Here is a 25,931-nt window from a genome sequence, read left to right on the forward strand (position 1 = left end):
CGGTCCCCCACATACGGCGCTACCGGAAAGCAAGCGTCATCGCCTGCGGTTTTATCGTCTGGGTCCTTTCATGCTTTCCGACTCCATGGCCGCATTCCGCTCCTCGCTCGCCTCGATAGGGTCCATCGCTTCGTCAACCGACGCCGTTGCGCGCTCGGCGGCCGCGTTAGTTTCGTCTTCCGGGGAGTCGACATCGCTGTTGCCGTCACCCGGGGGTAGCAGCATGTCCTTGAGCATCGCGCTCAGCTCCGGCGTGTCCCATGGCAGGCCACGCCTGGTTCGGACCTTTATATAGTGTTTCACTTCCGCGTCCTGCTCCGCGGTTAGCGGCAGCCCCTGGAAGGTGCTTTGGGGGTCAGAGTCTGTCATCGCTGTCTCCTCCTGCTATAGCATCTTCAGTGTAGTCCCATTGCGGCCATGAAAGTCGTGACCGAAGCGCTCATTCGTCGAATCAAATGCCGTGCGTCGCTGCGGCAGACAACAGCCGGCCATCGGCTGTCGTTGGCTGCCTGCGTCGCCATGACATTCGATCGGCCGAATCCACCTCAGTCAAAGGACATTCCGTCCGTTCATGACCGACTGATCATGTAGGAATGCGAATTGATATGACCATGCACTCAGACGATATTGGAGCGAAGCTGACCAGCGACGGCCCATGGCTGCAACTGACCGATGCGGTTCAGGGGATGCAGCGACGATGCGGGCAATGACATGCGCACGTAGCACCTTAACCGATCCATATGTGCGTAGCATGTTGACGTCAACGGAACAGGACAACAGGTCGAACCGCTACTGGCCGGCTTCGGCTTGTGGCTGCGGGCACGCCGGAGAGCGAACATCGAGCGTGCGAAGGAGTAGGGGCGGACGCCACCGATCGCCTATGCTGGAAGCTCACGAGGAGCCGACTATGACGCCACATGACGTGATGATGATCTTCGAGCGGATGAACGCAGAGGGAAAGGCGGCCGCCGATCTGGACCATGCTTGTGCCGGATTCGCTGGCTGGTTGGCGGAGGCATGGACTCGATTGAGTGAGGATGAGATCGCAGTTCTGACGTCGATCGGCGCCTCGCTGTATCGCGAGGGGTATGCGAGGCGGTACTAGGCAGGCCCGGGGGCCAGCGTGAATATATGGGCGGGGCGGACCGAAAGGGCGTATAAAGTCCGAATGACTATCCCCTCCGTTACCGCCGAGTCCGTCCTGGGCCTGTTCCGGCTCATTGCCGGGAGGGAGGAGCGCCGGACTTCCGGCGAGTCAGCAAGGATGGCGGCGCTCCTGGCTCTTGCCGAGCAGCTTGCACGCAACCATCAGGCAATGACAGAAGATAGTTGGGATGCAGCCGTCCGTGTTGGCGGCCTGCTGTTGCGAGCGGAAATGATCAACAACGACGCTGACACGGTAGCGCTTGACCTGCTAAGCCGGCTGCGGCGGCGGAAATGAAAAGCTCGTTCGAGCGTATAGCGAGTCGCCCCCTGTGGAGGGGCCAACATGTCGACACACCTGCTTCTTCTCTACAAGGGGTACGAACTTCATCCCCTCGTCTTCGCCCGTACATTCAGTCGCTTTGACGGACATTCCCGTTACGCCGAAGGGTATGACATCGCGGTACGGATATGCCGCCCGGGCGCGATAGCAAGCTCCGCCGCGAGCCGTATTTTCAGGCTGGACCAACCGCATACATACTCCGACTTTGGTATGGCAAGGCGTGCCGCCCGGCAGCAGGGAAAGGACATCATCGACGGAAAGGTGAGTGGAGCTTCGGTCATCGACATGTAGTTCGGTCAAACGCAGCGGTCGGACCTATCCGTGATTTCGTGGGCGAGGCATATCATGAGGTGTAAAAACCATGGATATGTCGATGAAGAAGAAAAGGCAAACCGTAGCGCGTCAGGCAGCGGCCCGCGGGCCGCTGCCTGAGTTGCCTAAGGAACTGCTGGACCAACTGGTCAAGGGGCCGATGACGCCGACCGAGGTCCAGGACCTGATGCTGGCGTTCAACAAAGCGATCATCGAACGGGCGATGGGCGCCGAGATGAATCTGCATCTGGGCTACCCGTCGGGTCAGTCCAGGCCAGCCGGGCAAGCCAACGAACGCAACGGTGCCAGCGGCAAGACGGTCATCACGGATCGTGGTCCGGTTCGGGTCGAAGTCCCTCGCGATCGCGACAGTGAACGGCGCTCCGGCATGAGCAAAAGAATGGGAGCTTTACGCTCCCATATGGTTTTCGGCATATCGCAACCGGATGCCCATTGCCCCCTCGCCTGTTGATGTCCACGCAGAACTGACCGGTGGGGGATGCGTGGACATCAACACATCGCCCCGATCGTCTCGGCGCGACGCTTCGCGGCCGCCCTGCATATCGATATGCAAACACTCGCACGGCTGGCCCATGTATACCGCAATACGGTAAGCCAGCTTGGCTGGCTCCGAAAGCGTGCAAAAGCACCTTCGAGACGCTCTCCGGGTCATCCGAGCTGCAACCGATATCTCCCGAGACGTACGGAGCACGCTGTTTTGGTATCGCAATGAACCGATGTCGACCTTTGGCTACACGCACAACGCGTAAGCGCTCATTGGAGGCCGTTGTTCAGGCCCATTCGCTCGTCGTCAGTCGAGTCATCTGAGACTGCGGTTCCGAGGCAACCAGCACCATGGCAAAGGCCAGGGACTGCATCCCTCTTCATTTTCAACTTGTTCGCGAGGCCCTACATCGCAGTCACCGTTCACGCCTCCTCACTCTTCCGCGGACGTTAGAGAACGACTTTCCAGGCGCGTTCGCGCGGATGAGTCTCAAACGTGAACGGGCGGTAAGCGCCTCCAGCGTGGCAACAATGATACAGCTGGCTTGATTAAAAATTGCGCAAAAATACAATTCAGGAAAATATTCACTGTGACTTTTCGCGAATCGAGTCTGGTCTCAGCCTTTACGCACGGAATTGCAGTCAATTATTCAAAGACAACTTATTGAGACTGCGGACTTCTTTTCTGAGAGACAACAGCCGGGCGACGGATCGCGCAACGGCGATCGTTATCGGCTGGATAGAGGACGGGGTTCGGAGCATGCGTCGCGCCGGCTAAGCGTCGCGGCTTGCCGGCGCACTCGCGCAATGGGCCGGTTGCGGCAACCGGCTCCCTCGCGTGTGGTTCAGAAATGCACGACGGTCCGGATGGACTTGCCTTCGTGCATCAGGTCGAACGCTTCGTTGATGCCGGTGAGCGGCTTCGTGTGCGTGACGAACGGTGCCAGCTGGATCGTGCCGGCCATCGCTTCCTCGACCATGCCCGGCAGTTCGGAGCGGCCCTTGACGCCGCCGAATGCCGTGCCCAGCCAGCGGCGACCGGTGACGAGCTGGAACGGGCGCGTCGAGATTTCCTGGCCGGCGCCGGCGACGCCGATGACCACCGACTGGCCCCAGCCGCGGTGCGCGCATTCGAGCGCGGCGCGCATCACGTTGACGTTGCCGATGCACTCGAAGCTGTGGTCGACGCCCCAGCCGGTCATTTCGACGATCACCTGCTGGATGGGCTTTTCGTGATCCTTCGGGTTCACGCAGTCGGTCGCGCCGAACACGCGTGCGAGGTCGAACTTGCCGGGGTTGGTGTCGATCGCGATGATGCGGCCGGCCTTCGCGAGCTTCGCGCCCTGGATCACCGCGAGGCCGATGCCGCCGAGGCCGAACACGGCCACGGTGTCGCCTTCCTGCACCTTCGCCGTGTTCTTCACCGCGCCGAGGCCCGTCGTGACGCCGCAGCCCAGCAGGCAGACCTGCTCGGGGTTCGCGTCCGGGTTGATCTTCGCGAGCGACACTTCGGCGACGACGGTGTATTCGCTGAACGTCGAGCAGCCCATGTAGTGATAGACCGGCTGGCCGTTGTAGCTGAACCGCGTGGTGCCGTCGGGCATCACGCCCTTGCCCTGGGTGGCGCGCACCGACACGCACAGGTTGGTCTTGCCGCTCTTGCAGAACAGGCACTCGCCGCATTCGGCGGTGTAGAGCGGAATGACGTGGTCGCCGGGTTTGACGCTGGTCACGCCTTCGCCGACTTCCACCACGATGCCGGCGCCTTCATGACCCAGCACGGCCGGGAAGAGGCCTTCGGGGTCGTCGCCCGACAGCGTGAAGGCGTCGGTATGACAGACACCGGTATGGGTGATCTTGACGAGCACTTCGCCCTTGCGGGGCGGTTCGACGTCGATTTCGACGATCTGGAGCGGCTTACCCGCTTCAAACGCAACTGCGGCACGTGATTTCATGACAATCCTGTTGAAAAAATCATCGAATGGAGCGGAGCGTCGACGATCCTGCGCCGGTCAACGCAGGTAGGACCGGACGAGGGTCACGATATCGTCGATCGATTCGGAAGCAGGCCGCGGGGCATCCGCGAGCTGGGTGAATTCCTCGCGCAGATGGCTTTCGAGCACGCCGGCCATCACGCCGTTGATCGCGCCGCGGATCGCCGCCAGCTGCTGCAGTACCGGACCACAGTCGGCGCCTTCCTCGAGCGCCTGCTCGAGCGCATTCAGCTGCCCGCGGACACGGCGCACGCGGGTCAGGACGCGTTTTTTCTCTGCGGGGGAATGCGGCATGGGATCGTGGTTTCCGGATACTGGGGGGCAGTATAGAACAATGCGGTGCCGGAGGTATACCCGGTCGTGCCCGGATGCCGCAGGGCCGCCGCCGGCGGGGTGCCCGATGCCGGCGCGCGATCGGCGTCAGATCAGCAGCGAGAGCGTGCGGAACAGCGCGAGATCGTCCTTGCGCGCCGAGCGCGCATGCCGCCGGATCACCTGCAGCAGGCAATCGATGAAGCAGCGCGCGGCGTCGCTCAGCGTGCTGCTGCGGCGCGTGACGACGCCGAGTTCGCTCGGCTCGAAGGTCTCCTTCAGCGACAGCACGCGCATCCGCTCGCCGAATGGCGGCACCGCCGCGAGGATCGTCGGGCACCACGTGCACATGCCGGCCTGCTCGAGCATCGTCTGCAGCATCGCGACCGACTGCGCGCGCACGATGCGCCGCTCGTCGATCTGCGCGCCGTGCCGCGTGAACAGGTAGTCGACGAGCGCGGCCTGGCCGTCGGCCGACGAATTCAGCACCCAGTCGCAATCGAGCAAGTCGTGCACCGACGTCGCGCGTTCGCGCGGATGCCCGGCGCGCACCATCACCGACGTCTCGTAGCGCAGCAGCGGCTCGAACGCGAACTCCTGCGCGCCGCTGCCGGCCTGCACGTGGCCGAGCGCGAAATCCATGCTGCCGTCGCGCAGCAGCGGTTGCGCGACGGCCATCAGCGCTTCGTACAGTTCGAGGCGCACGTCGGGCATCCGCTCGCGAAACTGCAGCACGGTTTCCGCGAGGAAGGTCATCGTCAGCCACGGCGTGACGCCGACGCTCAGCCGCCCCTCGACGCGCCCGCGCATCCGTTCGAGATCGCTTTGCGCATGCTCGAGCTGCTTGAGCACGAGTTTCGCGTGCGTGAGCAGGGTCTTCCCGTATTCGGTGAAGCCGATGCCTTCCGGCGCGCGCACCAGCAGCGGCAGGCGCTCGCTGGCCTCCAGCTCGCGCAGCGCACGCGTGACGGCCGCCTGCGACAGCCCGAGCGTGCGCGCCGCGCCGCGGATGCTCCCGGCCTCCGCGCTCGCGACGAGCGCCTGCAACTGATGCAGCTTGATCGTGCTCATGGTGTGAAAGGGTGCGAAAGGGTGTGATAGCCGACAACGAAAGGTTGTCATCATAACGAAACTGCGGCTGTTCGCCGGCTTTTTCGCTGCCTACGATCTCGCCCACGACCTGCCACTCCGGCAGTCGCCACGCGGCACCTGGAAAGGAGTAACGGGGTTGGATCGAGTACGCATTCCGCCTGAAATGGCGGCCATCGAGACGGAGATGATCGCGCTGCGCCGCCGGCTGCATGCCCATCCGGAACTCGGTTTCGACGAACACGCGACGAGCGGGCTCGTCGCCGATTGCCTGACAACATGGGGTTATCGGGTCACGCGCGGCCTCGGCGGCACCGGCGTGGTCGGCACGCTCACGCGCGGCGCAGGGAAGCGGCTCGGGCTGCGCGCGGACATGGATGCGCTGCCGATCCGCGAGACGACCGGGCTGCCGCATGCGAGCCGGCACGACGGCGTGATGCATGCGTGCGGCCACGACGGCCATACGGCGATGCTGCTCGCCGCCGCCCGTTGCATCGCGCAGCGCGGGCGCTTCAGCGGCACGCTGAACCTGATTTTCCAGCCGGCGGAGGAAGGGCTGGGCGGCGCGAAACGAATGCTCGACGACGGGCTGTTTACGCAGTTCCCGTGCGATGCCGTGTTCGCGATGCACAACGTGCCGGGCCTGCCGGCCGGCGTGCTCGGCTTCTGCGACGGCCCGGCGATGGCGTCGGCCGACGAGGTACGCGTTCGCGTGACCGGGCGCGGCGGCCACGGCGCGGCGCCGCACACGACGATCGATCCGGTGGTCGTCTGCGCGTCGATCGTGATGGCGCTGCAGACGGTCGCGTCGCGAAACGTCAATCCGCAGGAACTGGCGATCGTCACGACCGGCTCGATCCACGCGGGCACCGCATCGAACGTGATTGCGCCGCATGCGGATCTCGAACTGAGCGTGCGGGCGCTGTCGCCGGACGTGCGCGCGCTGCTCGAACGGCGCATTCGCGCGATCGTGCACGGCCAGGCCGACAGCTATGGTGCTACGGCCGAGATCGACTATCGCCACGGTTATCCGGTGCTCGTGAATCACGCGGCGGAAACGGCGTTCGCGCGCGATGTCGCGCGCGAATGGGGCGGCGACGATGCGCTGATTCCGCATCTGCGGCCGATCGCGGCGAGCGAGGATTTCGCGTTCATGCTCGACGCGTGCCCGGGCAGCTACCTGTCGATCGGCAACGGCGACGGCGCGGCCGGCTGCGGGCTGCACAACCCCGGCTACGATTTCAACGATGCGTGCCTCGCGACGGGCGCGAGCTACTGGATCGCGCTCGCCGAGCGCTACCTCGCGTGACGCGCGGCCGGACCGATTCGATTTACCTTCAACGACGGCAACAAGGAGACTGGCAATGAAACAATGGATGGCGGCGCTCGCGGTGGCGCTGACGGCAACGACGGTGGCAGGCGCCGCGCATGCGGGCGACTGGACGGGCAAGGAGATCCGCCTCGCGGTCGATCCCACCTATCCGCCGCTCGAATACAAGCAGCCCGACGGCACGCTGACCGGCTTCGGGATCGACATCACGAACGCGTTGTGCGCGGAGCTGCGCGCGCGCTGCGTGTGGGTCGAGTCGAGTTTCGACGGGATGATTCCGGGGCTGCTCGCGCGCAAGTTCGACGTGATCGCGTCGTCGATGACGATCACGCCGAAGCGCATGCAGCAGATCGCGTTCACGAACCGGATCTCGAACGCGCCGGCGCGGCTGGTCGCGCGCAAGGGTTCGCCGCTGCTGCCGACGGCCGCGTCGCTGAAGGGCAAGCGGGTCGGCGTCGAGCAGGGTTCCGCGCAGGCCGACTATGCGATCGCGAACTGGCAGCCGGCCGGCGTGCAGATCGAGTCGTACCAGAACCAGGACCAGGTCTATGCCGATCTCGTGAGTGGGCGGCTCGACGCGGCGTTCCAGGCGTCGATCGCGGCGAGCGACGGCTTCCTGAAGAAGCCGCAGGGCAAGGATTTCATGTTCGTCGGTGCGGCGATCGACGACGCGAAGTACTTCGGACAGGGCGACGGTCTCGGGCTGCGCAAGCAGGACACCGAGCTGCGCGATGCATTCAACCGCGCGCTGGCGACGATTCTCGCGAACGGTACGTATCAGCGGATCAACCGCAAGTACTTCGACTTCGACATCTACGGCACGAAGTAAGCAGAGCCGACCCGTATCGCAAGGGTTGGGATAACGATATCAATAAGGAAAACGAATGAACTGGAGATTGTTTTTCGTCGCGATGCCGGCACTGTGCGCGGCACCGGCGTTCGCGCAAAGCAGCGTCACGTTGTACGGGTTGATCGATGCGGGCATCGACTATACGAACAACGTCGGCGGCCACGGTGATTGGCAGATGGCGAGCGGCTTCGCGCAGGGCAGCCGCTGGGGGCTGAAGGGCACCGAGGATCTCGGCGGCGGCTACAACGCGCTGTTCCAGATCGAGAGCGGCTTCAACGTGAACAGCGGCACGCTCGCGCAGGGCGGCCGCATGTTCGGGCGGCAGGCTTACGTCGGGCTCGGCAGCACGCGCTTCGGCACGCTCACGCTCGGCCGGCAATACGACTCGGTCGTCGACTATCTCGCGCCGACGACCGCGAACGGCAGTTGGGGCACTTATCCGTTCTCGCATCCGCTCGACAACGACAACACCGGCAACACGTTCCGCGTGAACAACACGGTCAAGTACGCGAGCCCGGATTTTGCCGGCTTCTCGTTCGGCGGCACGTACAGCTTCAGCAACGACACCGGGTTCGCGAACAACCGGCAGTGGAGTGTCGGTGCGCAGTACGAGCAGGGCGGCCTGCTCGTCGGCGCGGCGTTCCTGAACGCGGACAACCCGGGCGCGACGGCCGGCGGTGCGATCGCGGGCTCGGGGTCGGTCGGCGCTGATGCGAACTTCGCGTCGGCGCGGCTGCGGATTTTCGGGGCGGGCGTCAATTACACGGCAGGGCCCGCGACGGTCGGGTTCGCGTATACCAACAGCAACGTCACGCGGCCGACCGCGAACGTCGGCTACCTGTTCGGCGACGAGACGATCGAACCCGTCACCGGGCCGCTCGCGGGCGGCACGGTCACGGCGATCAAGTATCAGAACTTCGAAGTGAACGGTAAATACCAGTTCACGCCGGCGTTCTTCGTGGGCGCGCAGTATGTGTATACGACCGTGCGTTATGAAGCGACCACCGGCAGCGCGAAACCGAAGATCCATTCGATCGGGCTGATGGCCGACTACAACCTGTCGAAGCGCACCGACGTCTACCTGATGGGCGCGTACCAGCGGGTTGCCGGCGACGCGACGGGCTCGTCGCTCGAACAGGCGTATGTCCCGGGGGCGGCCGATCTTTCGTCGACGTCGAAGCAGTTGATGGTGCATGCGGGGATCCGGCATAAGTTCTGACCGGATCGGGGTCGAGGGATCGAAGGGCGGGGTGGGCGGCCGGCCTGGCGTCGCCCGCCCGCACAAGCGGCGCATTCCGGCAAGGACCCGCCGCAGGCACGTCAGCAGCATTTCCGAGTTGCCTGTAGTAGTTTGCGTCGGCTTCAGCGGGCGGAATGGAGCCGAGCGGCTCCATCAGCCGATGATGGTTGTACCAGGCCACCCATTCCAGCGTCGCCAGTTCAACGGATTCTCGCGTTTTCCATGGGGCGCGCCGATGAATCCGTTCCGTCTTGTACAAACCGCTGATCGTTTCGGCCAGCGCGTTATCGAAGCTGCCGCCACGCGCCAGCCAACGATGCGACGGGCGAGCACGTCGATCACCAATGCCACGGTCGTTATTCACCGACCTTCGTTTCCGACTCGGCGCGTTTCGCTAGATGTTCGACCATTCTTTGTGCTGCGGGCTGGATAGTGTCAAAGGTCTTGAAACAGACGACGAAGCGGCGCCGGGCCCATGAATCGGTGAGGGGGATGACCCGTACGCCGAGCGACTGCCGGTAAGCGGCCGCAACTTCGACAGGGATGACGCTGATCCCCAAACCGGCGGCCACGACGCGAAAGGCTGCGTCGAAACTCGACACGATCACGCGATACGACACGGTCCGGCCCCGATCCGCGGCTGCTCGCCTGAGCATCGTGTGAACGGCCGTGGCGGGCGGCAGTCCGACGTGATCGAAGTCGAGCGTGTCGTCGAAACCGACTGATTGAAGCCCGGCAAGCGGATGCTCCGGGTGCACGGCGAGCGCCAGCCGATCATGCCGATATGAACGCGCCTGCAGTCCTTGCAAGTCGACGTTGTCCCAGCACACGCCGACCGCAGATGCTCCTTCGCGTACCTGCCGGACGAGGTCGCGCGACAGGCGCTCTTCGACGTCGACCGTGATGTTCCGGTTGGCGGGGTCGCGCATGAACGATGCGATGTCGTCCAGTAACACTTCCGCGATCGCGGACGCCGACGCGCAGATGCTCACGCGCCCCTGCAGCCCGTCGCCGATCGCGATGACGTCGGCCGCGATCCGGTCCATCGTGAACAGCATGCTGCGCGCATGCTCGAGCAGCGCGACGCCGGCCGGCGTGGGCGTAACGCCGCGTCGCGACCGTGTCAGCGCCGGCGCGCCGAGGTCGCTCTCGAGCTGCGCGATGCGCTTGCTGATCGCCGAAGGCTCGATATGCGCTTCCTTCGCGGCTCGCGCGATGTTGCCGTGATCACACGCGGCCACGAACAGTCGTAGTGTCTTGAGGTCGAGGTCGCGCATCGGTGCTGTCTCCATGAGTCGATACGTTCCGGGTCGGAAGTTTTCTGCCCGTTTCGGCCGGTATCCGTGTTCTTCGGGAACGTCGGAAATTACCACGACGACGTCCCGCCGGCGCGCCGTGCGGGTTTTCTTCAGAAGATTTCGTGACGACGGCCGGCCCGTTCGCAACGCGGACGCGGCCACATTTCTGAGATTCCGTTTCGGAACGTTATAGCTTCCAAATCGATACTTTACGTCGCTTTCGGAATCTATAGAGTAAGGGCTATCGCCGGCGTGCAATGACCGGCCACAGATTGCGGAGACAGCAACCCCATGCCTTCTTTTCCCTCCCATGTCGTGATTCGCGAGGTCGGATTGCGTGACGGCCTGCAGAGCATCCAGACCGTTCTGCCGACCGAGCGCAAGATCGAATGGATTGCCGATGCGTACGCAGCCGGCCAGCGCGAGATCGAAGTCGGTTCCTTCGTGCCGGCACGGCTTCTGCCGCAACTTGCGGATACGGCCGAGCTCGTCGCCTACGCGAAAACGCTACCGGGCCTCACCGTGTCGGTGCTGGTGCCCAACCTGAAAGGCGCGCAGCGCGCCATCGAGACTTGCGCCGACTTGTTGCTCGTGCCGGTGTCCGCGAGCCGCGAACACAGCCTCGCGAACCTGCGCAAGACGCCCGACGAAGTGATCGCCGAGGTTGCGCATATCCGCGCCGAGCGCGACGCCGCCGGATCGACGACGCTGATCGAAGGCGGCATCGGCACGGCATTCGGCTGCACGATCAAGGGGCGCGTCGAACCGGACGAAGTCTTGCGTTGCATGCAGGCGCTGCTCGATGCGGGCGCGGATCGCGTCAGCATCGCCGATACGGTCGGCTATGCGGGGCCAGCGGCCGTTCGTGACCTGTTCGAGCGTGCGCGTCGCATTGCAGGCGAGCGCTTCTATTGCGGCCACTTTCATGACACGCGCGGCCTCGCGCTCGCCAACATCTATGCCGCGCTGGAAACCGGTGTCGCGCGTTTCGACGCGACGCTCGCAGGAATCGGCGGGTGTCCTCATGCACCGGGCGCAAGCGGCAATGCGTCGAGCGAGGACCTCGCGTTCATGCTGGACGAGATGGGCGTCGACACCGGTATCGACCTGACGGCGCTGCTGGTGCTGCGCGCCAAGGTCGCGCGCTGGCTCGACGGCGAAACGCTGCATGGCGCGCTGTGGCGTGCCGGTCTGCCGAAAACGCATCTTGCATCGACAGCGCTCAATGCCTGAGGACCTCATGGAAACCAACGCAAGACTTCCGCTCGACGGTGTGCGCGTGATCGAGTTTACACACATGGTCATGGGGCCGACGTGCGGGATGATCCTCGCGGATCTCGGCGCGGAGGTCATCAAGATCGAGCCGCCCGGCGGCGACAAGACGCGCAAGCTGCCGGGCCTCGGCATCGGCTTCTTCCGCACCTTCAACCGCAACAAGAAGAGCGTCGTTCTCGACATCAACACACCGGAGGGCAGGGACGCCGCGCTCGCGCTGATCGGCACGTGCGACGTGATGCTCGAGAACTTCCGCCCGGGCTTGATGACGAAGCTCGGTCTCGACTACGACACGCTTTCGAGTGCGTTTCCACGGCTCGTCTACGTGTCGCACAAGGGATTCCTGCCCGGCCCCTACGAGAAGCGTCTCGCGCTCGACGAAGTCGTGCAAATGATGGGTGGACTGTCGTACATGACGGGGCCGGTGGGCCGGCCGTTGCGTGCGGGAACATCGGTCAACGACATCATGGGTGGCATGTTCGGCGCGATCGGCGTGCTGGCCGCGTTGCGCGAACGGGATGTCACCGGACGCGGACAGGAGGTACAAAGCGCGCTCTTCGAAAACTGCGTGTTCCTCTCCGCGCAGCACATGCAGCAGTATGCAATGACGCATGAAGCGCCGCCGCCGATGCCCGCGCGCGTGTCCGCATGGAGCGTGTATGACGTGTTCACGCTTGCCGACGGCGAACAGCTGTTCATCGGCGCCGTTAGCGACAAGCAGTTCGTCACGCTGTGCGACGTCCTCGGCCGCCCGGATCTGCCGGCGGAGCCGCGCTTCGCGAGCAACGCATTGCGTGTGGCGGTTCGGCCCGAATTGCTCGAAGCGCTCGGCGCCGTGCTCAAGGACCATCGTGTCGACGAACTGATGCCGAAGCTCGAGGCCGCGGGCATTCCGTACGCGCCGATCGTGCGACCGGAGCAGCTGTTCGACGACCCGCATCTGAAGGCCAGCGGCGGACTCGTGCCGATGGAGACCGACGACGGCACGATGACCGATGTTGTCTTGTTGCCGCTGACGATGGGAGGTCGGCGGCCGGGCGTACGGCAGGCGCTCGCTCGGGTCGGCGAACACACGCACGAGATTCTTTCGCGACTGCGCGGACGAGCGAGCGCATGACCTTCCAGGCGCACTCGCGAAAGCGGTGAGGGAACCGACGGACGAACAGGTTGCGAACCTGCTCGAGGACAGATCCGCCGAGGTGTCGTAGGGAAACACAGTTGAACAACGCGCTCCACGCATGACGTGCGCGGAGCGCGATACACCGGCAGACGGACCACGATCCAACAACAAGGCCGTCGACATTTGCCGTATCCAGGAGACATACATGCATTCCACCGCAACCGCGGATTCCCGTCCGCACGATCAACTCGTCGTCAACGTCGACAACTCGCCGGGTGCCGCAATCGCCGCGCGTATGGATTGTCTTCCGATCACCCGCCATCTATGGATGCTGGTGCTGCTGATCTCATTGGGTGGCTTTTTCGAAGTCTACGACCTGATCTTCACCGGCTACATCGCGCCGGGCATGACGAAGAGCGGGGTGCTGCAAACGACCACGCACGCGTTTTTCGGCTTCACCGGGATCGCCGGCTTCATCGCCGCGACGTTCGCCGGCCTGTTCGTCGGGACGTTCGGACTGGGCTGGCTGCCCGATCGATACGGCCGGCGCTCGGTGTTCACGGTCTCGCTGCTCTGGTATTCGGTCGGTTCAGTGATCATGGCCTTCCAGACCACCCCGGAGGGGATGATTTTCTGGCGCTTCATCACCGGCATCGGCGTCGGGGTCGAAATCATCACGATCGACAGCTATGTGACGGAGGTTGTGCCACAACACATGCGAGGCCGCGCGATGGCGTTCAACCAGAGTGTGATGTTCGCGGCGGCTCCAGTCGCCGCGATCCTGTCGTACTGGCTCGTACCGACCACGGTGTTCGGTATCGAAGGGTGGCGCATCGTGGTGCTCGCAGGCGCGGCCGGCGCATTGCTGGTGTGGTTCATCCGGCGCGGTGTGCCTGAGAGCCCGCGGTGGCTCGCCATACGCGGAAAACTCGACGCGAGCGACGCGATCGTGCGGAACATCGAGGCGATCGTCGAGCGTCAGTCGGGGCGGTCGCTGCCGCCCCCGTCGCAGGTCGTGGTGCAGCCGAAGCATCGACGTGCATCGCTTGCGGAGTTGTGGCAGCAACCGTATCGATCACGCATGGTGATTCTGATTGTCTTCAACTTCTGCCAGGCGATCGGCTACTACGGTTTTGCGAGCTGGGTGCCGACGCTGTTGATCAGCCAGGGCATCACGGTCACGAAAAGCCTGCTCTATTCGTTCATCATCGCGTTCGCGTTGCCGATCGGGCCGCTGCTGGCGATGGCGGTCGCCGACAGGATCCAGCGCAAATACCTGATCGTTGGCGGTGCGTTGATCGTGATCGTATGCGGGATGGCGTTCGCACATGCCAGGACGATGGCACCGCTGATCATCCTCGGTGTGTTGATCAGCTTCGCCGGCCAGATCATCTCGGTCTGCTATCACGCGTACCAGGCAGAGTTGTTCCCGACAGCGATACGGGGCCGGGCCAACGGCATCGTGTATTCGGCCAGCCGGGTCGGTGCGATGATGTCGGGCTTTCTGATCGCATTCCTTCTCCGTGATTTCGGCGTGCCAGGGGTATTTGCCGGCATCACGGCATGCATGCTGATGGTCGCGGTGTCAATCGGCCTCTTTGGACCGAAGACCAATGGTGTGCGGCTCGAGGAACTGAACCACTGACCAGTCACGATTATCTCGACAACCGCGACGCGTACAAGGGCACGTTGCGGTTTGATGGATCGAAGATCGGTCCGGCATGGGGATCTTGCCATCGCCAGGCCGACGATGCCAAGGCCGTCAAGTGGCAGCCGGTGTTCGGCGACGATTGGCCGGCGAACCGATAGTTCCGGCGTCCGAATCGAACCCTCACCCCCGCGCCACCCCCGTCGACTCCCGCACGACAAGCTCCGGCGCCCCGATCGTATGCACGGCGGCAGCCGGCTCGATCCCGTCGATCATGTCGAGCGTCAGCGCGATCGCCCGCGCGGCGATCTGCGATGTTGGAAACCGCACCGTCGTCAGCGCGGGGCGGAACTGGTGCGCGAGCTGGATATCGGTCATGCCGATCACCGACAGATCGGCCGGCACGCGCAGGCCGAGATCGGCGGCCGCCTGCATCGCGCCGATCGCCATCAGGTCGTTGGTCGCGAACAGCGCGGTGAGGCCGGGCTGCGCCCTCAGTAACGCAGCAGCCGCTTCGTAGCCGCCTTCGATCGAGTCGTGCGCCGACACGGTCGTCAACGCGTCCGCCGGATGGCCACGTGCCGCGAGTTCGTCGGCGAAGCCGCGCAGCCGCACCGACTGCGGGCCGCCCGATCCCCTGCCGACGAGCGCGCCGAACGCGCGATGCCGCAGCCCGGACAGGTGCGTGGCCGCCAGCGCCCCCGCCGCCGCGAAATCGACCGTCACGCACGGCAGCGTGCGCGACGCATGCACGTGCTCCCACATGCACAGCACGATCGACGCACCGTGGCGTGCGATGTCGGCCAGCTCGGCTTCGGCGAGGTCGGTGTTCATCACGATCGCGCCGGCGGCGAGCGTCCCCGCGATCCGCTCGAGGTAGTTGCGCGTGATGGCCGGATCGTCGTCGGTATTCGACACCAGCAGGTAATGGCCGCGCTTGCGCGCCTCGCGCTCCGCGGCCAGCACGAACTCCGGATAGAACGGGTTCGTGATGTTCGACAGCATCAGCGCGAGCGTCGACGTGCGGCCCTCGGCCAGCGCGCGCGCGGTCAGGTTCGGCCGATAGCCGAGTTCGCGGATCGCGGCCATCACGCGTTCGACGGTCGCCGGCTTCACCTTCTGCGGATTGCGCAGCACGTTCGAGACGGTCGCAGCAGTGACGTTCGCGCGCTGCGCGACTTGCGCGAGCGTCACCATGCGCGGCCTGCAGGTGGTCGGGAGAAGAGGCGCGACGGAAGCGAAGCGGGGGAGTGTCTGCTCATATTCTGGGAGTGCGTCCCACTAGTTGCACAAGGACAGGCGATACGCTAATTTCTCGGCACATCAGATCAAGGAGACGACATGGTACGGCGAACCGGGCGAATTGCACCACTGAAATTTAAGCGATTAAATTTCTCGATCCGTAGCGCCTGACCGGAAGAGGAGAGCGCGATGACCGCCATTTCATTGAAGGACGTCTCGAAGCGCTACGGCGACCATGCGCCGGTGCTGCGCGACGTGAACCTCGAGATCGCGTCGCACGAGTTCTGCGTGTTTCTCGGTCCGTCGGGGTGCGGCAAGTCCACGCTGTTGCGGATGATCGCCGGGCTCGAGGACGTGACCGAAGGCGAGCTGCGGATCGGCGGTGCGCGGATGAACGACACGCCGCCCGCCGAGCGCGGCGTCGCGATGGTGTTCCAGAGCTATGCGCTGTTTCCGCACATGACCGTGTTCGACAACATCGGCTTCGGCCTGCGCATCGCCGGCACGCCGAAGGACGAGATCCGCCGCCGCGTGACCGAAGCCGCGCGCGTGCTGCAGCTCGACGCGCTGCTCGATCGCAAGCCGAAGGCGTTGTCGGGCGGCCAGCGGCAGCGCGTCGCGATCGGCCGCGCGATCGTGCGCGAGCCGCGCGTGTTCCTGTTCGATGAGCCGCTGTCGAATCTCGACGCGACGCTGCGCGGCCAGACACGCGTCGAGATTGCCCGCCTGCACGCACGCTTCACGCAATCGAGCTCCGTCTACGTGACGCACGACCAGATCGAGGCGATGACGCTGGCCGACCGGATCGTGCTGCTGCACGCGGGCGACGACGTCGCGCGCTTCGGCAGCATCGCACAGGCCGGTGCGCCGCTCGAGCTGTATCACCGGCCGGCCAACCGCTTCGTCGCGGGCTTCATCGGCTCGCCGCGGATGAACTTCCTGCCGGCGGTCGTCGAAGCGGGCGATGCGCATGGCTGCCGGCTGCGCCTGGACGGAACCGGCGAAACGCTGACGCTGCGCGATCGGCCGTTGCCGCGACACGTCGGCAGCGGCGCGCGCGTGACGCTCGGGATTCGTCCCGAGCATCTGACGGTCGCCACGGCGGGCGATGCCGACTTGCCGGCGATCGTGCGTGACGTCGTACTCGTCGAGCAGCTCGGCGAAGCCGCGTACGTGCATCTCGACCAGCCCGGCGGCGTGCCGCTGCTCGCGAAACTGCCGGGCCAGGCCGCGTTGCGGCGCGGCGAGCGGCATGCATTCCGCGTGTCGCCGTCGTGCTGCCACCTGTTCGACGAGGCCGGCATCGCGTTGCCGGCCGTCCACGCCGAAGCGGCGTTCGCGTAGCGGCGCACTGCCGACCCGCCGCGCGCGACGCGGCACCCATCACACCAATACCAGGAGACAACGATGAGACTTCGTGCGAGCCGATTGCTGCTTGCCCTGACGACTGCCGCGGCGTGCGCCGCGGGGACGGCCGATGCGGGCACGCTGAAGGTGAACGTCGCCGCGCGCGGCAACCAGCGTGCGACGTGGCAGGCGGCGTTCGACCAGTTCCACAAGGCGAATCCGGATATCGACCTGAAGGTCAGCTACGTCGGCGAGGAGGCGTACAAGGTGCAGATGTCGGGCTGGCTCGCGACCGATCCGCCCGACGTGCTGAGCTGGAACAACGGCGAACGGCTCGCGTACTTCGCGAAGCGCGGGCTGATCGAGGACCTGAGCGCGGACTGGCAGAAGAACGGCTGGAACGACACGTATGCGGCCGTGAAGCAGTCGTCGACCTACGGCGGCAAGCTCTATAGTTTGCCGCTCGGCTACGACGCGTATGGGTTGTTCTACCGCAAGGACCTGTTCGAGAAGGCCGGCATTCACGGCGAGCCGGCCGACTGGGCGCAGTTTCTCGACGCGTGCCGCAAGCTGAAGGCGGCGGGCATCGCGCCGGTCGCGGTGGCCGCGCGCGATGCGTGGACGCTGGCCGCGTGGTTCGACTACCTCGACCTGCGGATCAACGGCTACGCATTTCACCAGAAACTGATGGCCGGCGACGTCGCGTATACCGATCCGCGCGTGCGGGCCGTGTACGCGGCCTGGAAGAAGCTGATCGACGACAAGTATTTCATCGACAACGCGCTGTCCTACGACGTCGATTCGCTGAGCCCGCTGATCGTCAACGGCCAGGCCGCGATGACGCTGATGGGCACCTGGTATTCGGCGGGCCTGCTGAGTGCGGCGCGCAATCCGATCGGCTTCTTCCGCTTCCCGGTGATCGATGCGTCGGTGCCGCTTGCGGAAGATGGCCCGGTCAACGTGCTGATCGTGCCGGCGAAGGCGCACAACAAGACGGACGCGCGCCGCTTCCTCGCGTTCATGGGGCAACCGGCCGTCAGCGGCGAGTTCGCGAAGGGAATGGGGCAACTGCCGTCGAACAACAAGGCGCCCGAGCCGCAGGACCCGATCTCGAAGATCGGCTTTCGCACGCTCGCGACGACGCCCGGCGGCATCGCGCAGTTCTACGACCGCGACATGACGAAGGAAATGGCGGACGAGGGGATGAAGGCGATGCAGCAGTTCCTGTCGGACCCGACGCAGCTCGACGCGATCCTGCAGCGCCTCGATCAGGCCCGCAAGCGGATCTACCGGAAGTAGCGCGCCATGCGGCCGGGCCGGCGCATGCCGGTCCGGTCCTTCGTTGCCACCGTTCGCAGAAGGTCACCTCATGTCAACCAGCCTGTCCGAAAGCGCCGCGCGCCGCGAAGCCGGCCCGCAGCGGCATGCGCGCGCGTCGCTCGCGCGCCGGCGCAACCGCGCGGCCCTGTGGTTCGTGCTGCCGGGATTCGCGCTCTTCACCGTGTTCGTGCTGTATCCGATCGTCAGCAGCATCTGGCTGAGCGTCCATCACTGGGACGGGATGACGCCGATGACGTATGCCGGGCTCGACAATTATCGCGAGCTGCTGCAGTCCGATACGTTCTACGTCGCGCTGAAGAACAACGTGCTGTGGCTCGCGCTGTTCCTTGCCGCGCCGCCGCTCGGCCTCGCGCTCGCGCTGTACCTGAACCAGAACGTGTTCGGCATCCGGCTCGTGAAGTCGCTGTTCTTCGCGCCGTTCGTGTTGCCGGGCGTCGTCGTCGGCCTGGTGTTCTCGTGGTTCTACGATCCGACGTTCGGGCTGCTGAAGCTGATCGTCGGACACGGGATCCCGGTGCTCGGCGATCCGCGCTATGCGACCTACGGCGTGATCGTCGCCGCGCTCTGGCCGCAGATTCCGTTCTGCATGATCCTCTACCTGACCGGGCTCACCGGCATCAACGGCGAGATCGTCGAAGCGGCGCGGATGGAAGGGGCGCGCGGCTTCACGCTGCTGTGGCACGTGATCCTGCCGCAATTGCGGCCGGCGACCTTCATGGCGGTGGTGCTGACCGTGATCGGCGCGCTGCGCAGCTTCGACCTGATCTCCGTGATGACGGGAGGCGGCCCGTTCGACAGCTCCACCGTGCTCGCGTACTTCATGGTCGACCAGGCGATCAAGTACTACCGCGAAGGCTATTCGGCCGCGATCGCGGTCGTGCTGTTCGCGATCATGCTCGTCTATATCGTGTGGCAGCTGCGCAAGCTGGTGCGCGTCGAATCCTAAGGATCACCAACATGTATCCGATGCCTGTGTCACGCTGGGGACGTCCCGCCCGCCTGCTGTACCGCCTGTCGCTGCCGTGCGCGCTCGCGCTGTGGCTCGTGCCGCTGCTCGCGGTGCTCGTCACGTCGATCCGCTCGACCGACGAGATCACGGCCGGCCATTACTGGGACTGGCCGAAGCAGTTCGCGCTGCTCGACAACTACGGCACCGCGCTCACGCAGACGCCGATGCTGCATTACTTCGCGAACAGCATCCTGATCACGGTGCCGTCGGTCGCGGCATCGATCCTGCTCGCGTCGCTCGCGGGGCACGCGCTCGCGAACTACCGGTTCCGCGGCAATCTCGTGCTGCTCGGGCTGTTCGTGGCCGGCAACTTCGTGCCGATCCAGATCCTGATGATCCCGGTGCGGCAGATCATGCTCGGCGTCGGCCTGTACAACACCGTGTGGGCGCTCGTGCTGTTCCATACCGCGTTCCAGACCGGCTTCTGCACGCTGTTCCTGCGCAACTTCATCCGCGAGTTGCCGTTCGAGCTGATCGAGGCCGCGCGCGTCGAAGGCGCGTCCGAATGGGCGATCTACTGGCGCGTCGTGCTGCCGCTGGTGCGGCCGGCGCTCGCGGCACTCGCGATCCTCGTATTTGCGTTCGTGTGGAACGACTACTTCTGGGCGCTGTGCCTCACGCAAGGCGACGACGCGGCGCCGATCACCGTCGGCGTCGCCGCGCTCAAGGGGCAGTGGACGACCGCCTGGAACATCGTGTCGGCCGGCTCGGTGCTCGCGGCGCTGCCGTCGGTCCTGATGTTCTTCGCGATGCAGAAGCACTTCGTCACCGGGCTCACGTTCGGCGCGACCAAGGGCTGACCCGTCCCATCCTCTTTCATCTGCAAGGAATCCACGATGCACCTCGGCGTTTGCTATTACCCCGAACACTGGCCGCGCGAACAATGGGAGCGCGATGCGCGACGGATGGCCGAACTGGGCCTGACCCGCGTGCGGATCGCCGAATTCGCGTGGAGCCGGATGGAGCCGGAACCCGGCCGCTACGACTGGGCGTGGCTCGACGAGGCGATCGACACGCTCGCCGGCCAGCAGCTGAAGATCGTGCTCGGCACGCCGACCGCCGCGCCGCCGAAATGGCTCGTCGATCGCCATCCGGAGATCCTGCCGATCGGCGCGGACGGCGCGGTGTGGCAGTTCGGCTCGCGTCGCCACTACGATATCGCGAGCCCCGTGTATCGCGAGCACTGCGTGCGCATCGTGGACGCGATGGCGCGGCGCTACGGCGCGCATCCGGCGGTGATCGCATGGCAGACCGACAACGAGCTTGGCTGCCACAACACGCTGCCGAGCTATACGCGTGCGGCGCTCGAAGGTTTTCGCGCGTGGCTCGCGGTGCGCTACGGCGATATCGGCGCGCTGAATCGCGCGTGGGGCAACGTGTTCTGGAGCATGGAGTATCGCGGCTTCGACGAGATCGAACTGCCGCGCCATACGCCGACCGATGCGAATCCCGCCCATCTGCTCGACTTCCGCCGCTATCAGTCGGATGAGGTCGCGCGGTTCCATGCCGTGCAGGTCGATGCGATCCGCCCGCACGCACCGGGCCGCGACGTGCTGCACAACTTCATGGGCTTTTTCACCGAGTTCGATCACTACGCGTTCGCGCGCGGCGGCCTCGACGTGGCCGCGTGGGACAGCTACCCGGTGCCGCGCACCGAAGTGCTGCCGCTCGACGAATCCGACAAGCGGCGCTGGGCCCGCACCGGGCACCCGGACGTGTCGGCGTTCTCGCACGACCTGTATCGCGGCGTCGGCAACGGCCGGATGTGGGTGATGGAGCAACAGGCGGGGCCCGTCAACTGGGGGCCGTACAACCCGGTGCCGCACGCCGGCGCCGTGCGGCTATGGACTTGGGAAGCGTTCGCGCATGGCGCGGAGCTCGTATCGTATTTCCGCTGGCGGCAGTATCCGCATGCGCAGGAGCAACTGCATTCGGGGCTCAACGCACCGGACGACCGGCTGTCGCCGGGCGGCCACGAAGTGGCGCGCGTCGCGCGTGAACTGGCTGCGCTGGATCCCGGGTGCTTCGCGGGTTCGGAACCTCCGGCGCGCGTCGCGCTGCTGTTCGACTACGAGGCGGACTGGATGATCCGGATTCAGCCGCATGGCGCCGACTTCGACTATCAGCAACATGCGTTCGACTGGTATCGCGCGCTGCGCGAACTCGGGATCGACGTCGATATCGTCGCGGCCGGTGCGGACGTGTCGCGTTATGCGTTCGTCGTCGCGCCGACGCTGCCGGTCGTCACGGATCGCATCGTCGAGCAGGCCGCGCGTGGCGATGCGCAGTGGCTGTTCGGGCCGCGCACGGGTTCGCGTACGGCGGCATTCGCCATCGCGCCGGGCCTCGCACCCGGCAAGCTGCGTGACGTGCTGCCGGTGCGGATCGGCCAGGTCGAATCGCTGCGGCCGTCGCTCGCCCCGCGCGTCGCGTTCGACGGCACCGACGGCCACGCGCTGAAATGGCGCGATCACGTCGATATGGAATCGATCACCGGTGTCGACGTGCTCGCGGCCTGCGACGACGGCGTGCCCGCACTCGTGCGGCGCGGCCACGTGACGATGGCGACCGCCTGCTTCGATCGCACGCTGTTGCGTGCGATCGTCGGCCGCTGCGCGTGCGACGCCGGACTGCCGGTGCGTGCATTGCCGGACGGCGTGCGCTTGCGCCGGCGCGGGCGCGTCGTATTCGCGTTCAACTACGGCGATGCAACGTGCACGCTGCCCGCGCCGGACGGTGCGCGCTTCGTGCTCGGCGGCCGCGAACTCGGCGCGGTCGACGTCGCCGCATGGGTCGAGCCGGACTGACGCAATGCCGTCGTTGCCGTCGCTGCGGTCACGTGTCGCGCGCCTCGCCGGGATCGCGCATTTCCTGCCGCTGTCCGGCGCGGCGCTGATGCTCGGCGTCGCGATGTCGTTTACGGCGCCGTACCTGTCGCTGTTCGGCGTGCAGGCGGCAGCAATGTCGCCGTTACTGGCCGGTGTATTCATGACGCTGATCGCGGCGAGCGGTGTCGTCGCGAGCACGTGGGCCGGACGCTGGTCCGATCGCCGCGACCGCCACCGGCCGTTGCTCGTCGCATCGCTCGCCGCTGCCGCGCTCGGTTTCGCGCTGCTGTGCGTGCTGCGCGCGCACGGGCCGGTGATCGCGGCCGGCACGATCCTGCTCGGCGCGGGGGCCGTGTCGTTGTCGCAGATCTTCGCGTTCGCGCGCGCGGTGCTGCCGGTCGATGACGACGCACAGCGCGAGCTCGCGTCGGCCGCGCTGCGCACGATGCTGTCGGTCGCGTGGGTGTTCGGGCCCGCGCTCGGCGCACTGATCCTCGCGCAGACGGGTTTCACCGGGCTCTTTCTCGCGGCTTCGGCGGGCTTTGTCGCGTGCGCGGCGATCGTCGTGCGGATTCCGGAGCCTGCGCGCCGTTCGGCCGCCGTTCGCGTGCGCGCGGTCGACTACGCTCCGGCGCCGTCGGGCGACGCTGCGTCGGTCGTCGTCACGCCGCGCGCGCGCGTGCTGCGGACCCTCGTCGCGCTCACGCTGATGGGGCTCGCGGCGAACGCGACGATGATCGTGCTGCCGCTGTACATCGTGCGCGGGCTCGGCGGCACGCCGGCGAACGTATCGGCCGCGCTGGGTCTGGCCGCGTTACTCGAGATTCCGATGATGCTGTGGCTCGGCATCCGGTCGACGCGGCTCGACAAGGCACGCTGGCTGACCGCGTGCGCGGTCGTGCATGCGGCGTATTTCATCGGGCTCGCGGCGGTGACGCGAGTCGACCTGATCCTGCCGCTGCAGTTGTTGAGCGCTTGTGTGGTCGCGATCACGTCGTGCCTCGGGATGACGCGCGTATGCGACCTGATGCCCACGCGCCCCGGCACCGCGACCGCGATGTTCTTCAGCACCGCGCGCGTCGGCTCGATCGCGTCGGGTGTGCTGTCGGGGGCGTGCGTCGACCTGTTCGGCTATCGCGCGACGTTCGCGGGGTGCTGCGGGCTCGCACTCGTGGCGTGCGTGCTGCTCGCGCTGGATGCGCGCGGCGAGCGGGGCGGTGTGAGCGGAACGGCGCAGCGAGCGGTATGAGCGACGCAAGCGACACAAGCGACACAAGCGACACCACACCGCCCGCACGACACCGCTTCAACCTACCGCACTGACGCACGATGCGCCGGTGCGGTGAATCGGCGATGCCGTGAAGCGTCAACGCTTGCGATACGCGTCGAGCGACGCCAGCGCATTGCCGTGGAAGTCGAACAGCGTATTGTTGTCCCACTGATCGCCCGCGCCCAGCTTCCAGCCGACACCCGGCGTCGGGATCCATTCCGGCTCCCACCAGAACACGCCCTTGCCGCGATTGCCCGGCACGCCCTTCACGATATCGACGACCGCCGCGAGGAACTGCGCCTGGCCGGCCGGCGACGGCGGGAACGCGGTCGAGCCGGTGTTCGTCATCGCATTCGGCTCCGAGTCGCCGTCGCTGGTGGTCCACGGATACGCGGTCTCGACGACGATCAGCTCCTTGTCGTAGCGCACGGCGAGATCGTTCGCGTTGGTGCGCAAGTCGTCGAGCGCGCCTTGCCACTGCGGGTAATACGACAGGCCGATCACGTCGAACGCGACACCGCGTTGCGTCGCGCTGTCGAACCACCAGCGGCTTTTCGCGTTGTCGCCGCCGCTGTCGATGTGCAGCATCACCTTGATGCGCGGATCGACGGCCTTCACCGCATCGTGGCCCGTCTTCAGCAGTTGGGCGAGGTTATCCCACTGGTCGTAGCGGCCGAGCGGCCACAGCATGCCGCCCGTGATCTCGTTGCCGATCTGCACCCACTCGGGCCGCACGCCGGCGCGCTGAAGCTGGCGCAGCACGTCGGTCGTATAGGCGGACAGCAGCGCGCACGTATCGGCGAGATTCTTGCCGGCCCATGCATGCGGCGGGTATTGCTTGCCGGGGTCGGCCCACCAGTCGCTGTAGTGGAAGTCGATCAGGATGCGCATGCCGAGCGTGGCCGCGCGCTTCGCGAGCGCCACGACATGGGCCGCGTCGTTGTAGCCTGCCGCATCGCTCTGGTTCGCGGGGAAGAAATCCGGATTGCCGGGATCGTTCCATACCTTGATGCGGATCGAATCGACGCCATGCGCATGCAGGATCTTCAGGCAGTCGCGCGGCTGCCCGCGGTCGAAGTACCGTGCACCGTGCGCCTCGAGTTCCGGCAGCGTCGACACGTCGGCGCCCATCGCGAACGGGATACCCGCGCTGCCTGCGGCGCGAGCAACGCCTTGCGCGACGGCCGGCAACGCGCCGGCCAGGTCGACGCACGCGAGCGCCGCGGTCGAGACACTCCAGCGCAACATCGATCGTCTGTTCATCGTCATCCTCCAGTATCGGGCCCGGTCGATCGATCGCAGGATCGCGGGCTCCATTGGTTTAAGCGCTTAAATTTCGGCCTCGACACGAGGCCGGATCGAGCGTAGCGCAGCCGCCGATGCCAACGCAAAGAACGCGTGGGTTGCCTACTATCTGGCGACAGGCGTGGGGACGGAGAGGAGAGACAGGCGGATCGATGTTGCGCCCGGTGCAGAGTCGTGCTTTTTCTCAGGTGCCGTTCGTGGCGAATCTGTCGAGATATGACCGGGCTGCGACGGCCTCGCCGTCAATCAAACCCCGAAGAACGCCAACCCCGCGATCACGAGGCCAATCGCGGCCACGCCGATCGACAGGCCCTGCATCCATGAACGGCGCGTGAGGATCGTGATCGCGGCCAGTGCGATCGAGATCTGGATGACGGTCGTCGCCTGCGACCACCGATGGTGTCGGTGCATCCGCGCCTCGCTGGCCGCGTTGTTCTTCTCGACTTCCTTTTCGAGCGCCTCGGCTTGCGCCCGGATCGGTTCCTTGTCGGCGCGGTATCGTGCGGCGTCCGCCTCGAACCGCTTTCGCTGCGGCGACGATTCCGGGCTCAACGCCGCGCCGAGTTCGGCGAGGTTCTGCTTGTTGCCCTTCGCCTGATAGTAGGCCCACTGGTTCGCAGCCTCGGTTTTCCGGATCGCGGCGTCATTCTTGTAGAGCAGCGCGAGGCTTTCGTCGGCACCGCTCTGGTAGGCCGATATCGCACCGAAGCAGGCAAGCACGGCCGTCAGCACGGCGATGCGCGACGTACCTTGATCGCCGCCGTGAGCCGCATGATGTTCCACCGCATGGTCGTGAGGGCCATGAACTTCGTATTCTTCAGACATCCGTAAGGAACCCGCAAGAGTTGAATGAAATCCGGCGCCGGCCGACTGCGCACGGACGCTCGATCGCACATGGGAGTCTGACACAGGTTTGCGTGCTGGCGATGCTTTCGCGCGACGCGCCAGCCGGCGCGTCGCGCGCCATGTTCAGCGACGGATCCGGATCCTCTGGGACCGCATCGCGGCGGATAAACGATAAACCTCAGGCGGCCGCTGCCTGGACGGATTCGGTATCCCGGTTGACGTGATTGACCCAGTGGTTTCGGAGTGGGCATGCCGACCGGTGTACATGGCAGTTTGCGGACTGGC

The 25,931-nt window shown here is 65.6% G+C and carries 23 protein-coding genes and 3 pseudogenes; 17 read left to right on the plus strand and 9 right to left on the minus strand.

The genetic code is table 11. The features are described 5' to 3' along the window. Window positions 1–51: 51 nt before the first annotated feature. The gene (locus DID99_RS10700; protein ID WP_124666628.1) at window positions 52–369 is read right to left on the minus strand and encodes a hypothetical protein; all 318 of its coding nucleotides are present in this window, start codon (window positions 367–369) and stop codon (window positions 52–54) included. 538 nt (window positions 370–907) lie between these two features. Between DID99_RS10700 and DID99_RS10710 the strand changes: the two genes are divergently transcribed. The 5 genes and pseudogenes from DID99_RS10710 to DID99_RS37800 form a co-directional block, all read left to right on the plus strand. Then, complete coding sequence (locus tag DID99_RS10710; RefSeq protein WP_124666629.1) at window positions 908–1,105, plus strand: hypothetical protein; 198 nt, start codon at window positions 908–910, stop codon at window positions 1,103–1,105. Window positions 1,106–1,168: 63 nt separating this feature from the next. Next, the gene (locus DID99_RS10715) at window positions 1,169–1,441 is read left to right on the plus strand and encodes a hypothetical protein (RefSeq protein WP_059684828.1); all 273 of its coding nucleotides are present in this window, start codon (window positions 1,169–1,171) and stop codon (window positions 1,439–1,441) included. A gap of 48 nt (window positions 1,442–1,489) precedes the next feature. Beyond that, entirely contained in the window at window positions 1,490–1,777 is a 288-nt protein-coding gene (locus DID99_RS10720) for a hypothetical protein (protein ID WP_124666630.1), read from the plus strand. Window positions 1,778–1,859: 82 nt separating this feature from the next. Next, window positions 1,860–2,168: pseudogene (locus tag DID99_RS10725) on the plus strand (transposase); the annotation flags it as partial. Between the two features lie 147 nt (window positions 2,169–2,315). Beyond that, window positions 2,316–2,553: pseudogene (locus tag DID99_RS37800) on the plus strand (DUF2384 domain-containing protein); the annotation flags it as partial. 594 nt (window positions 2,554–3,147) lie between these two features. On the opposite strand, the gene DID99_RS10735 reads toward DID99_RS37800, so the two are convergent. The 3 genes from DID99_RS10735 to DID99_RS10745 all read right to left on the minus strand — a co-directional run bounded on the left by DID99_RS10735 (window position 3,148) and on the right by DID99_RS10745 (window position 5,679). Next, window positions 3,148–4,257, minus strand: coding sequence for an S-(hydroxymethyl)glutathione dehydrogenase/class III alcohol dehydrogenase (locus DID99_RS10735; protein ID WP_124487304.1), 1,110 nt, complete (start codon window positions 4,255–4,257; stop codon window positions 3,148–3,150). 57 nt (window positions 4,258–4,314) lie between these two features. After that, a complete protein-coding gene (gene frmR / locus DID99_RS10740; protein ID WP_124519886.1) occupies window positions 4,315–4,590 on the minus strand; it encodes a formaldehyde-responsive transcriptional repressor FrmR in 276 nt (91 codons plus the stop codon). A 126-nt stretch (window positions 4,591–4,716) separates the two neighbouring features. Further along, window positions 4,717–5,679, minus strand: coding sequence for a LysR substrate-binding domain-containing protein (locus DID99_RS10745; RefSeq protein WP_124487303.1), 963 nt, complete (start codon window positions 5,677–5,679; stop codon window positions 4,717–4,719). 157 nt (window positions 5,680–5,836) lie between these two features. Between DID99_RS10745 and DID99_RS10750 the strand changes: the two genes are divergently transcribed. Genes DID99_RS10750 through DID99_RS10760 form a run of 3 tightly spaced genes read left to right on the plus strand, consistent with a single transcriptional unit; the run spans window position 5,837 to window position 9,096 of the window. Beyond that, the gene (locus DID99_RS10750) at window positions 5,837–7,006 is read left to right on the plus strand and encodes a M20 aminoacylase family protein (protein ID WP_124666631.1); all 1,170 of its coding nucleotides are present in this window, start codon (window positions 5,837–5,839) and stop codon (window positions 7,004–7,006) included. A gap of 55 nt (window positions 7,007–7,061) precedes the next feature. Next, window positions 7,062–7,856: an ABC transporter substrate-binding protein gene (locus DID99_RS10755; RefSeq protein WP_124519884.1), complete on the plus strand. Its 795-nt coding sequence runs from the start codon at window positions 7,062–7,064 to the stop codon at window positions 7,854–7,856. 55 nt (window positions 7,857–7,911) lie between these two features. Beyond that, a complete protein-coding gene (locus DID99_RS10760; protein ID WP_124666632.1) occupies window positions 7,912–9,096 on the plus strand; it encodes a porin in 1,185 nt (394 codons plus the stop codon). 103 nt (window positions 9,097–9,199) lie between these two features. Here the strand turns inward: DID99_RS10760 and DID99_RS10765 are convergent. Next, window positions 9,200–9,424 (minus strand): annotated as a pseudogene (locus DID99_RS10765) (integrase core domain-containing protein); the annotation flags it as partial. A 49-nt stretch (window positions 9,425–9,473) separates the two neighbouring features. After that, complete coding sequence (locus DID99_RS10770) at window positions 9,474–10,394, minus strand: LysR family transcriptional regulator (protein WP_124666671.1); 921 nt, start codon at window positions 10,392–10,394, stop codon at window positions 9,474–9,476. 312 nt (window positions 10,395–10,706) lie between these two features. Here DID99_RS10770 and DID99_RS10775 point away from each other — a divergent pair, with 312 nt between their 5' ends. The 3 genes from DID99_RS10775 (at window position 10,707) to DID99_RS10785 (ending at window position 14,455) form a co-directional block, all read left to right on the plus strand. Next, window positions 10,707–11,648: a hydroxymethylglutaryl-CoA lyase gene (locus tag DID99_RS10775; RefSeq protein WP_124529549.1), complete on the plus strand. Its 942-nt coding sequence runs from the start codon at window positions 10,707–10,709 to the stop codon at window positions 11,646–11,648. Between the two features lie 7 nt (window positions 11,649–11,655). Further along, window positions 11,656–12,807: a CaiB/BaiF CoA-transferase family protein gene (locus tag DID99_RS10780; RefSeq protein ID WP_124519960.1), complete on the plus strand. Its 1,152-nt coding sequence runs from the start codon at window positions 11,656–11,658 to the stop codon at window positions 12,805–12,807. A gap of 208 nt (window positions 12,808–13,015) precedes the next feature. Beyond that, the gene (locus DID99_RS10785; RefSeq protein WP_124666633.1) at window positions 13,016–14,455 is read left to right on the plus strand and encodes an MFS transporter; all 1,440 of its coding nucleotides are present in this window, start codon (window positions 13,016–13,018) and stop codon (window positions 14,453–14,455) included. A 186-nt stretch (window positions 14,456–14,641) separates the two neighbouring features. Here DID99_RS10785 and DID99_RS10790 read toward each other — a convergent pair whose 3' ends face one another. Then, complete coding sequence (locus DID99_RS10790; RefSeq protein ID WP_124487296.1) at window positions 14,642–15,655, minus strand: LacI family DNA-binding transcriptional regulator; 1,014 nt, start codon at window positions 15,653–15,655, stop codon at window positions 14,642–14,644. 234 nt (window positions 15,656–15,889) lie between these two features. Between DID99_RS10790 and DID99_RS10795 the strand changes: the two genes are divergently transcribed. The 6 genes from DID99_RS10795 (at window position 15,890) to DID99_RS10820 (ending at window position 23,474) form a co-directional block, all read left to right on the plus strand. Next, the gene (locus tag DID99_RS10795; protein ID WP_124487295.1) at window positions 15,890–17,044 is read left to right on the plus strand and encodes an ABC transporter ATP-binding protein; all 1,155 of its coding nucleotides are present in this window, start codon (window positions 15,890–15,892) and stop codon (window positions 17,042–17,044) included. A gap of 63 nt (window positions 17,045–17,107) precedes the next feature. Further along, a complete protein-coding gene (locus tag DID99_RS10800; protein ID WP_124487294.1) occupies window positions 17,108–18,346 on the plus strand; it encodes an ABC transporter substrate-binding protein in 1,239 nt (412 codons plus the stop codon). A 70-nt stretch (window positions 18,347–18,416) separates the two neighbouring features. Further along, complete coding sequence (locus DID99_RS10805) at window positions 18,417–19,334, plus strand: carbohydrate ABC transporter permease (RefSeq protein WP_124666634.1); 918 nt, start codon at window positions 18,417–18,419, stop codon at window positions 19,332–19,334. A gap of 11 nt (window positions 19,335–19,345) precedes the next feature. Beyond that, complete coding sequence (locus DID99_RS10810; protein WP_124666635.1) at window positions 19,346–20,197, plus strand: carbohydrate ABC transporter permease; 852 nt, start codon at window positions 19,346–19,348, stop codon at window positions 20,195–20,197. Window positions 20,198–20,233: 36 nt separating this feature from the next. Further along, window positions 20,234–22,204 (plus strand): beta-galactosidase, encoded by a 1,971-nt coding sequence (locus DID99_RS10815; RefSeq protein WP_124666636.1) that lies wholly within the window; start codon window positions 20,234–20,236, stop codon window positions 22,202–22,204. 4 nt (window positions 22,205–22,208) lie between these two features. Then, window positions 22,209–23,474 carry a sugar efflux transporter gene (locus DID99_RS10820; RefSeq protein WP_124666637.1) on the plus strand — a complete coding sequence of 422 codons (1,266 nt, stop codon included), beginning with the start codon at window positions 22,209–22,211 and terminating at the stop codon, window positions 23,472–23,474. Between the two features lie 117 nt (window positions 23,475–23,591). Here the strand turns inward: DID99_RS10820 and DID99_RS10825 are convergent, their stop codons facing one another. Together DID99_RS10825 and DID99_RS10830 are read right to left on the minus strand one after the other, a co-directional pair. Beyond that, a complete protein-coding gene (locus tag DID99_RS10825; protein WP_124666638.1) occupies window positions 23,592–24,758 on the minus strand; it encodes an arabinogalactan endo-1,4-beta-galactosidase in 1,167 nt (388 codons plus the stop codon). 288 nt (window positions 24,759–25,046) lie between these two features. Further along, window positions 25,047–25,625 carry a DUF4337 domain-containing protein gene (locus tag DID99_RS10830; protein ID WP_124666672.1) on the minus strand — a complete coding sequence of 193 codons (579 nt, stop codon included), beginning with the start codon at window positions 25,623–25,625 and terminating at the stop codon, window positions 25,047–25,049. Window positions 25,626–25,931 lie beyond the last annotated feature (306 nt).

It is taken from the genome of Burkholderia sp. Bp8986 (assembly GCF_003854225.1).
Taxonomy (GTDB): Bacteria; Pseudomonadota; Gammaproteobacteria; order Burkholderiales; family Burkholderiaceae; genus Burkholderia.